The organism is Pseudarthrobacter sp. PH31-O2 (genome assembly GCF_030063265.1).
Taxonomy (GTDB): Bacteria; Actinomycetota; Actinomycetes; order Actinomycetales; family Micrococcaceae; genus Arthrobacter.
In genome coordinates, this window is record NZ_JASIST010000015.1 from 26,326 (window position 1) to 34,263 (window position 7,938).

Below are 7,938 nucleotides of genomic sequence, written 5' to 3' on the forward strand. Positions count from 1 at the left end.
CGTACTCGGTGTCGGATGACCGGCTATCGGGGTCGACCGCGCCGGAATGGAGGAGCAGCCCACGTGGGGCATGAAACGCTCAGCCTTGTCCCCGCGGTACACGACTGAATGGGATGAGCTGCCGCTCGTCAAAGCCTGCTGAGAGGGTCGTACTCCAGCTATGAGAACAGTTCCAGCCACGGAAGCCCGTGCGCGCCTCTCGCGGCTCGTGGAGCAGGCGTCCACGACTCACGAGCGATTCGAGATCACCCGGAACGGTTCACGCGCCGCGGTGCTCCTGGGTGCTGACGACTACGACGCCATAATGGAGACAGCGGCCGCACTTTCCGACGCGAAGCTGGTTCAGGACATCGGAAAAGGGCTCAGAGAATTGTTTCAAGGTGCTGTCCACACCGCGGGGCAGGTCGAGGCGGATATTCAAACGAAACGGGCAAAAGAATGAGCGAATTCTGGGTTGGGAATTCGGGTATCTCTGCCACCTCAGCGGACGTCACCCGTGCTTATGCCGCGAACAGCTATGCCAGTAAGATGCTGGACTCCGCTGCCCGCACAGCGGTAGAAGTGGCTCACCTTATGCGCCTATCAACTCGCGCTGTACTGGACTTCAGCTCGGACCGGAAGCTCTACACCTACACGGTTGATGAAGAAGTACTCTTCCCGGACTGGCAGTTCAACGCCGCGGGAGACAGTGCAATCCCGGGCCTCGCGGAAGTCCTTGCAGCAATGCCAGAGGATCTACACCCGCTGTCGTTTGCCGGCTTCTTCCTGACGCGGCAACATGACCTGGTTCTGGACGACGAGCCGGTATCCGCCAAGGCATGGCTGGAAGCCGGTCGCCCCGTAGCCTCCGTCGTTGCCCTGACCGATTCCTTTTGGTGCGAATAACCTCTCCCCACGGAGTGACCGCCGGTAGCGTCTATTTATGAGCCTCATCTACGATCGCCCCGGCCTGGCAGCCGTCACCCTGACCCGCATTGCAGCCGAAGAGTCGCGCGGACCCGGGCCGCTTGGGGGAAGAATACGCGAAGTGGTTCTGGAGTTCGTGGAGCGTAATGGCGTTGAAGGGCTAACCCAACTCACAATCGCCTTGGCGCGCCAGCATTTCGCCGCTCTCGATCCATTGGCCCGCACCACTGGAGGAACCCCGGTCAATGAGCTCCTGGACGCCGTGGAGATGGCTGCGCTGGAAGATCCAGCCGAAGAATATTAGGCCATTGCCAGTCCTGACCGATGATCCGACGGAACTGCCGCGGCGCGCGTCGGGGGAAGCGAAGACACGCCGCGGGTCTGTAGGGTTCGGTGCATGGCACAACGTGTAGTACTGGAATTTGTAGATGACCTTGACGGCTCCGAGGCAATTGAAACCGTGCGTTTCTCCCTCGATAGCGGCTCTTATGAGATTGACCTGAACGCGGGTCACGCAATCGAACTCCGTGACTTCCTGGAACGGTTCCGCTCGGCAGGGCGCCGTACCGGCGGACGCGTCGCCAAGCAGCCGACGGCAGCGGCCACCGTTGCTGACACCAAGACGATCCGTCGCTGGGCCGTCGAAAACAGTGTGCCGGTGAACCCGCGCGGCCGCATCAAGGACGACGTTGTCCGCCAATTCGAGGCAGCGAACGCCTAGCTTCCATCTGGCCCGGTAGGCCACAACGTCTCGCCCACGTCGCGACCGTTTTGGGCCGCCCGTAGCGTCACCGCACCAAGAATCAGGCCGGCTCCGGGGGCAACCTCGGGCCAGTTGGCCCATCGGCCGGGTCGACGTCGACTCCTACATCGAGAGTGCCTACCGGAAGACCGCCGCAAGGATCCCTGACGGAGAGCTCTGTCACGAAGGCTTGTAGCTCGCCGATGTGTCGGGCACTTCGCCGCTGACCGCAATAGGTTGGTCCGTCGGTTGTTCTGCCGGCCCGCTTGTTACTGGGCCGTCCGGCACCACGGAAGTCTCCCCAGACTGCAGCGCAACTATCCGATCTTGCGCCAAATGCCGCAGCCTCTGCTGATGAACCCTTCGCCTGCGTAGACCGTCACGACGGGGCCCTGCGGGGCGAAGCTGATGAAGTTGTTGGCGATGATGCCACCCTGGGCACCGGCCCGTTCCCAGTAGCATTCGTGGACCCCGTTGGCACCGTTCGGGACCTGGACCTGGTACGTGCCGACCGCGATGTCCTGGCCGACAGCATAGGTTCCGTCGTCCATTCGGGACCGCGGCTCTCCGTTGGCGACGCGGGTCAGCTCTGCCACAAACGGTGCGTCCGGGCACATCCGCAGGGCAGACTTTGCGACAGCCTGGACACGAACCTTGAAACCCTTGCTGGCTTCCCAGTTGATGGCCGGGGTGATCAGGCATGCTGCAAGGACGTCGCTGTACGCGCCGGGAGCGCTGCTAGCGTCGCCGCCGTCCGCTGAGATCTGATCTACAACCGCCTTCTCGTCAGCTTCGAGCGTGTACCTGTCGTGCCACCAGGAGCTGCCGACACGGCCGTCGCAGCTTGTGAAGGAGGCAAACTTCGGGTCCGCCCAGATCTCCTTGAAGCTGTGGACACGCTTACCGGTCTTGTCGCCGATAGCAGAGCCTGCTGAGCAATTGAAGGTGTAGCGCACTGCCCGAGCCGCTGCCAGTTTTTCAGCAGCAACCTGTGCCTCAAGAACGGCATGGGTTTCCTTCATGTTGAGGGTGACGCGTGTGCCGAACGGAACCTGCGCGCCGGCTTTCAGGTCGGCGCCCAGGACGATCGCCGAATCCTGGGGCCGGTCGGTGAATTTTCCCTCTGGCCCAACAACTTCGAACGAGAGGCTGGCCGCGCCGAGCAGGTCCCGGGCCTGGGCGTACGTCTTCCCGGCTACAACGGGCATCGTGGAAGGCGGCCTCGTTTCCGTCGGAGTCGAGGACGCGGCCGGCTCGGTGTTTGGCGACGCCGCGGGCGCCTCACCGCACCCGGTCAGCAGCACAGCGGTGATGGCGGCCAGGACAATGAGCGACTTCAATTGTTTCCCCATTCAGCTCCCGCATTGCGCAAGCATCTTATTCTTCGGGCGTGACCCTCGATGGCCACGCGCCGTCCTCGCGTTAGTTCACTCAGTCCGCCGGCTCGGTCTTGGATTTCCGCGTCCTACGCCACTGCCAGGCCGCGGCACCGACGGCCAGGACCGCCAAAGCCCCGGCAATGAACGGCGCAGGGCTCAAGGTGTTCGACACCTGCTCGCTCTGGATCGGTTCGGTGGAACGCGTCGCGGACGGACTCGGCGTTGCCGACGGCGTGGGAGTGGCGGTCGTTGAGGGGGCAGCCACCGCGGCTGACTCCGTGGGAGCAGCTTCAGGGGCCGGTGCCTCTGCGGGTACGCCGGCGATGACGGGGTTCTCGGCCGGGGCGACGCCCTTGACGGGCTGGTTCGCCGGGGCGGGAGCCGGCGGAGCGACAACCTGGACGGGCACCGGAACGTACACCGGGGCAGGGGCAACGTACGGGGCAGGGGCAACGTACGGGGCAGGGGCGGCCGGAACATATGGAGCCGGGGCCGGCGCCTGGTAGCCGGGCACACTGCCGCCACCGCTGCCGCCGACGATCGGGGCTGAACCGCCGGGGACCGTTGAACCGCCGTTGCCGACGGAGACGCTGCCGCCGCCCGGGACTCCGCCGTCGCCAGTCGCCGAGCAGAATTCAGCCCCGTTGCCGGCCACGGCCGGGACGGACCCGACCGGGCAGGTGATGGCGTGGGCGGGTCCGGCGGCGCCGAGCGCGAGAGCTGTGGCCGCCACGACGGTGGCCAGTGCGGCCGGGATCTGTTTACGCATCGGAACTTCCTGCTTCCATAGATCCGCCATTGCTGGCTTCTGGGGTGCGGCGGCCGATGCGGGCTCGGGCCACCAGCACGGCGACCAGGGCAGCGATGAGGAGTCCACACACGATGTATGGCCAGGGCTCGAACCGTCCGGTGGACGCTGACTGGTCGTACGTCACGGCGGTGGCCGGCGTGGCCGCCGGGGACGGTGTCGCCGAAGTTGCCGCCGTCGAGGTCTCCGATGGGGTGACCGCATCGGGCGTCGCGGTCGGGGTGGCTTCAGCGGCCGGAGCCTCGGCGGGGACACCGGCGATGACCGGGTTCTCAGCCGGGGCAGCGCCCTTGACCGGCTGATTCGGTGCCTGGACCTGCGCAGGCGCAGCGGGCGCCTGGTTCCGGACAGGAGCCGGGGCCACATATGCCGGGATATTTGCGGTTGGAGGGCTGTACTGGGCAGGGGGTGCCGGCGCCGGCATCGGACCGTAAACCGGGGCAGCCGGACGGTTGACCACCGGAGGAGCCATCGGCTCACCATAGGACGGGGGGGTTGCGCCTCCGCCCAGGTCGATCGTGGCGGGACCGCCGGTCCCGCCACCAGTCGCATCAATTGAACAGAAGCCCGCTCCCCCGCCCATTTCATTCCAGTGCTGACCTGCCGGGCAGGTGCCGGCCTGGGCGGCCCCGGCACCACCAAGGGCCAGGAGTGCCGCGACCGGAAGAGCTGCCAGCGCAGTGGCTGTGCGTGGGGCGCGGGAGCGCGTGAAAAGTTTCAAGATTGTTCCCCCAATACGTCGCCGGTCCGAACCGGCTCCGGTCAGCCTAACTGAAAAGTACCCGTTTCCAGGCCCGAGCCGCGGAACTGCAACACTGTCCTGACCTGCGCTTATGCGTCCCGTATCGGCTAGGATCAGTTCAGCGCCGCACCGCAGCCACAGTTTTGGGGGAAACGTCGTGACCATTTCGCATACCCGCCGCGCCGGCGTGACGGTCCTGCTTGCCGGGGCCGCCTTCCTGCTCTCACCCGCACCGGCCCAGGCCGCATGGGTCTGCACCACCGCCCCCAACGGCGCACAAGTCTGCGGTGACAACGGCGCCGGCGGCGGCACGGGGACGGGCGGTTCCAGCTCAGGCAACGGTGGATCCGGGACCTACGGCACCGTTCCTCCTCCCCCACCTCCGGCCTACCAAGCCCCGGCTCCCCAGCCGGCTCCGGCCCCTGCTTATCAGGCGCCCGCGCAGAACTATGCCCCGGCGTATCAGGCCCCGGCGCAGACGTACGTTCCGGCACAGACGGGCGGCTACCAGGCACCGGCGCAGGTCGCTGTTCCCGGAACCGTGCCGCAGTACGGTCCGGCCACCGGCGCGGACACCGAAGCGCCTGCCGAGGTCCCCGCGGCTGCGGTTCAGGTGAAGGCTACCCCGGCAGCTGAGGCTCCGACGGTGACTCCCGAAGCGACTGCTGTGGCCACGACGCCACCGAGCACGTCAGCCACTCCGAGCACGTCTGCGTCTCCTGAAGCCGTCACGGTGTCGGCCGAGCAGGCCTCCAGCACCGAGGCGTTCAACCCGGCACCGCTGATTTTCATCATCGGCGGGGCACCGCTGGCAGCGGCCCTTGTCTGCTTCGTCCGCCCGGTGCGCGCCGCGGCCGCCCGCATCGTGTCCCTCAAGCCCTGACACTGGTCCCAGGACAGCAGAAAGCCCGGCCGTCCCGCAATGGGTGGCCGGGCTTTCGCGTTGCCGCTCCGGTCAGGACTCTTCGGTGAGGTCCACGATGTCGGAGCCGGCGTTCTTCTTCACGGACTCGACCCCGTTCAGGGCGCTGGCCTTCGTCTTGTAGGACTCCGAGGATGCGAGCGTCTCGCCGTTGCCTGCTTTGAGCCGGAACCGGTAGCCGCCGGACTTGTCTTTGTAGACCTCGAACTTGCCTGCCATGGGTGCTCCTTCGGTTGATCCGCCGGCCTCCGCGGGCCGCTGGGCGATACGAGACCTGCAAACGCGGCGCCTGTCCGGGACATGCTGCGAACGGTCGACAACGAACTTGCAGACCCTGTCACCCGACACCGCCGACGCGTAAGATAGCTGTAGTAAGCGTCAGGAGGAGAGCAATGGCTGAGATCGAGACGCCGGCCACGCGTCAACGAGAAGTGCTCGAGGAGCTTTCAGTCGTGGGTCTGGCTGAATTCGTCCAGCTTTTCGAGGTGACCCTCGGAGAGCGCGCGCTTGAAGATGCCCACGCAGCCCCGTCGGCGCGGGACGCCGTCTTCGAAGTGCCGAAACCGGGTCGTGAGGACCTTGGCCGTTTCAGCGCCACTTATGCGGCTCTCCGGGACAGGCTGCTCACTGCGCAAAGTCTCAAGCTGGCGGCCGAAGGGCACGGCCGACTGAGCAGCCACAGCAAACTCCTGCAGGCGGCGATCAATATGGAGCGGAGTGTCGAGGCGCTCGGACCGGTCCTGGCTGCTGTCGACGAAGAGGTCTCGCCGCAGCTGGCACGCAGTCTGCAGGCAACCGAAAACGCCTGGCGGAAAATGGAGGCCGAATTCGGGCTGCTCTCCAGTAAGGAAGTGTCCGAAGCTGTCGGCTCGAAATCCCCCAACCGCAGCTTCGCGTCGGATCAGAGAGCGGCCGGCAAGTTGCTGGCCGTCAAACGCCCCGGCGGCTTCAGATACCCGGGCTTTCAAATCGACCGCAGCGAGCACACCATCCGCCCCGTCATCCATGACCTGCTGAAGGTCGCGCAAGAGGCCGACCGGTCCGAGACGAGCCTTGCACTCTGGATGGTTTCACCGACGGGCTATCTTGACGGTGCGCGCCCCGTTGACGAGCTGGACCACCCGGAACAGGTGGTGGAAACGGCCCGGCAGTCCTTCAACGTCCAGTGGTGAGGCGCGTCCCTCCGGTGCCGTTCGAGCCACAGGAGTACATCCTCGACGCCGGAGCGGTCGCTGTGCGGGTGTTCAGCAACGGCCGCAAGGTCAATGAATTCAACACTGGCTTTGGCAGCCGCACCCGGTTCGCGTTCTTTGGTGACCCGTTTGTGCCGGTCCTCTACGCGGCCCAAAGCGAAGAGGTTGCCGTTTGCGAGACGATTCTCCACGAGAAACTTCCGGGCCAGGGCAGCATCCGATACGAGGACATCTCACGCCGGGTCAGCGCCCAGGTCACCATGGCCAGGGATCTTCGCCTGGCCTCCCTGATGGGTGACGGGCTCCGGGTTCTAGGCACCGAAGCCAAGCACGTCACAGCCACCATGTCATCGCAGTACCCCCGCACCGTCCGATGGGCGGAAGCGGCCCACACAGCCGGGTTCGACGGCGTGGCATGGATGAGCAACCGCCGGAACACGGACCGCGCCTACATGCTGTTCGGTGACCGCGTCTCGAGTGCGGACCTCCAGCCGGTGCCGCTGAGTGGCCGGATCTATGCCGCGGGGGACGGCTTCAACTGGATCAGCGACTATCTGGGCAGCGTCGGCATCGAAATCGAAATCTCCTGAACCGGCCCGGAACGTCACAGCCCCGGTGAGTTGCAGAGCCGGGTCCGCACACATGGCTCCCATGACTACCCCGTTGCGTGACGAAGCACAGAACCCCGCCACCTCCCCCGAACGGCTGCACGAACTGATCAGTCTGCCCGGCAAGCGTGGCGACATCGATTCGGATGCCGGCTGGTGCCGCGAGTACGTCGCCGCCAACCCGAGCGTTGCCCTGGCGACTCTGAAGGAGCTCGCCGCCGACCAGGACGACTTCATGGCCCGCCTGAACGCCGCCAAGAACCCGGCCCTGGACGAGCAGACGCTCTGGACCCTCATTGAGGACACGAACGACATGGTCGCTGACGCGGCCCGGGAACGTCTGGGCCTGATCCCGAGGCCGCGCCCCAACGCGGTCGCCCGCGCCGTGCGTATCCCGGTGATCGACCCGAAGACCGGACGTGTGATCAAGCCGTGAATGGCAGCTGTCCGGTGACCCGGTCTTGGACCCAATGACCCGGGGAGGGATATGACCACTGCCCCACACATAGGGGGCAAAGTCATATGGTCCTAGCAACGCCGGGGTTTTAGGCTGCGTGCAGCAGCTGGTTCAGCCGGTTGGCCGGTGTCTCGAGGTTGAGGGTGGGTCGGGGCCGGCGGTTCAGTTTCGCGGCGACCAG

Annotated in this window: 12 protein-coding genes and 1 pseudogene; 9 read left to right on the forward strand and 4 right to left on the reverse strand. The window is 65.8% G+C overall.

The features are described 5' to 3' along the window. Nucleotides 1-22 precede the first annotated feature (22 nt). From QMG72_RS17140 to QMG72_RS17160, 5 genes and pseudogenes are all read left to right on the forward strand, one after another. Nucleotides 23-142: pseudogene (locus QMG72_RS17140) on the forward strand (DUF4113 domain-containing protein); the annotation flags it as partial. Between the two features lie 18 nt (nucleotides 143-160). Continuing rightward, nucleotides 161-442 carry a type II toxin-antitoxin system Phd/YefM family antitoxin gene (locus tag QMG72_RS17145; protein WP_283481259.1) on the forward strand — a complete coding sequence of 94 codons (282 nt, stop codon included), beginning with the start codon at nucleotides 161-163 and terminating at the stop codon, nucleotides 440-442. Beyond that, nucleotides 439-885: a hypothetical protein gene (locus QMG72_RS17150; RefSeq protein ID WP_283481261.1), complete on the forward strand. Its 447-nt coding sequence runs from the start codon at nucleotides 439-441 to the stop codon at nucleotides 883-885. Before QMG72_RS17145 ends, QMG72_RS17150 begins: the two co-directional genes overlap by 4 nt. 37 nt (nucleotides 886-922) lie before the next feature. After that, nucleotides 923-1,210 carry a hypothetical protein gene (locus tag QMG72_RS17155; protein WP_283481263.1) on the forward strand — a complete coding sequence of 96 codons (288 nt, stop codon included), beginning with the start codon at nucleotides 923-925 and terminating at the stop codon, nucleotides 1,208-1,210. Between the two features lie 93 nt (nucleotides 1,211-1,303). Beyond that, nucleotides 1,304-1,627: a histone-like nucleoid-structuring protein Lsr2 gene (locus QMG72_RS17160; RefSeq protein ID WP_283481265.1), complete on the forward strand. Its 324-nt coding sequence runs from the start codon at nucleotides 1,304-1,306 to the stop codon at nucleotides 1,625-1,627. Nucleotides 1,628-1,965: 338 nt separating this feature from the next. Here the strand turns inward: QMG72_RS17160 and QMG72_RS17165 are convergent, their stop codons facing one another. From QMG72_RS17165 to QMG72_RS17175, 3 genes are all read right to left on the reverse strand, one after another. After that, nucleotides 1,966-3,000, reverse strand: a complete 1,035-nt coding sequence (locus tag QMG72_RS17165) for a PASTA domain-containing protein (protein WP_283481267.1) — start codon at nucleotides 2,998-3,000, stop codon at nucleotides 1,966-1,968. Between the two features lie 79 nt (nucleotides 3,001-3,079). Then, nucleotides 3,080-3,796, reverse strand: a complete 717-nt coding sequence (locus tag QMG72_RS17170; protein ID WP_283481269.1) for a hypothetical protein — start codon at nucleotides 3,794-3,796, stop codon at nucleotides 3,080-3,082. Continuing rightward, nucleotides 3,789-4,556 (reverse strand): hypothetical protein, encoded by a 768-nt coding sequence (locus tag QMG72_RS17175; RefSeq protein WP_283481270.1) that lies wholly within the window; start codon nucleotides 4,554-4,556, stop codon nucleotides 3,789-3,791. Before QMG72_RS17175 ends, QMG72_RS17170 begins: the two co-directional genes overlap by 8 nt. A 178-nt stretch (nucleotides 4,557-4,734) precedes the next feature. On the opposite strand from QMG72_RS17175, the gene QMG72_RS17180 reads away from it, so the two are divergent. Next, entirely contained in the window at nucleotides 4,735-5,460 is a 726-nt protein-coding gene (locus tag QMG72_RS17180) for a hypothetical protein (RefSeq protein ID WP_283481271.1), read from the forward strand. A gap of 72 nt (nucleotides 5,461-5,532) precedes the next feature. On the opposite strand, the gene QMG72_RS17185 is transcribed toward QMG72_RS17180, so the two are convergent. Then, nucleotides 5,533-5,718 (reverse strand): DUF1508 domain-containing protein, encoded by a 186-nt coding sequence (locus QMG72_RS17185; protein ID WP_283481272.1) that lies wholly within the window; start codon nucleotides 5,716-5,718, stop codon nucleotides 5,533-5,535. 173 nt (nucleotides 5,719-5,891) lie between these two features. On the opposite strand from QMG72_RS17185, the gene QMG72_RS17190 reads away from it, so the two are divergent. The 3 genes from QMG72_RS17190 (at nucleotide 5,892) to QMG72_RS17200 (ending at nucleotide 7,736) form a co-directional block, all read left to right on the forward strand. Beyond that, nucleotides 5,892-6,671 (forward strand): hypothetical protein, encoded by a 780-nt coding sequence (locus tag QMG72_RS17190; RefSeq protein WP_283481273.1) that lies wholly within the window; start codon nucleotides 5,892-5,894, stop codon nucleotides 6,669-6,671. A 14-nt stretch (nucleotides 6,672-6,685) separates the two neighbouring features. Then, nucleotides 6,686-7,282 (forward strand): RES family NAD+ phosphorylase, encoded by a 597-nt coding sequence (locus QMG72_RS17195; protein ID WP_283481275.1) that lies wholly within the window; start codon nucleotides 6,686-6,688, stop codon nucleotides 7,280-7,282. A 61-nt stretch (nucleotides 7,283-7,343) separates the two neighbouring features. After that, entirely contained in the window at nucleotides 7,344-7,736 is a 393-nt protein-coding gene (locus QMG72_RS17200; RefSeq protein WP_283481276.1) for a hypothetical protein, read from the forward strand. Nucleotides 7,737-7,938 lie beyond the last annotated feature (202 nt).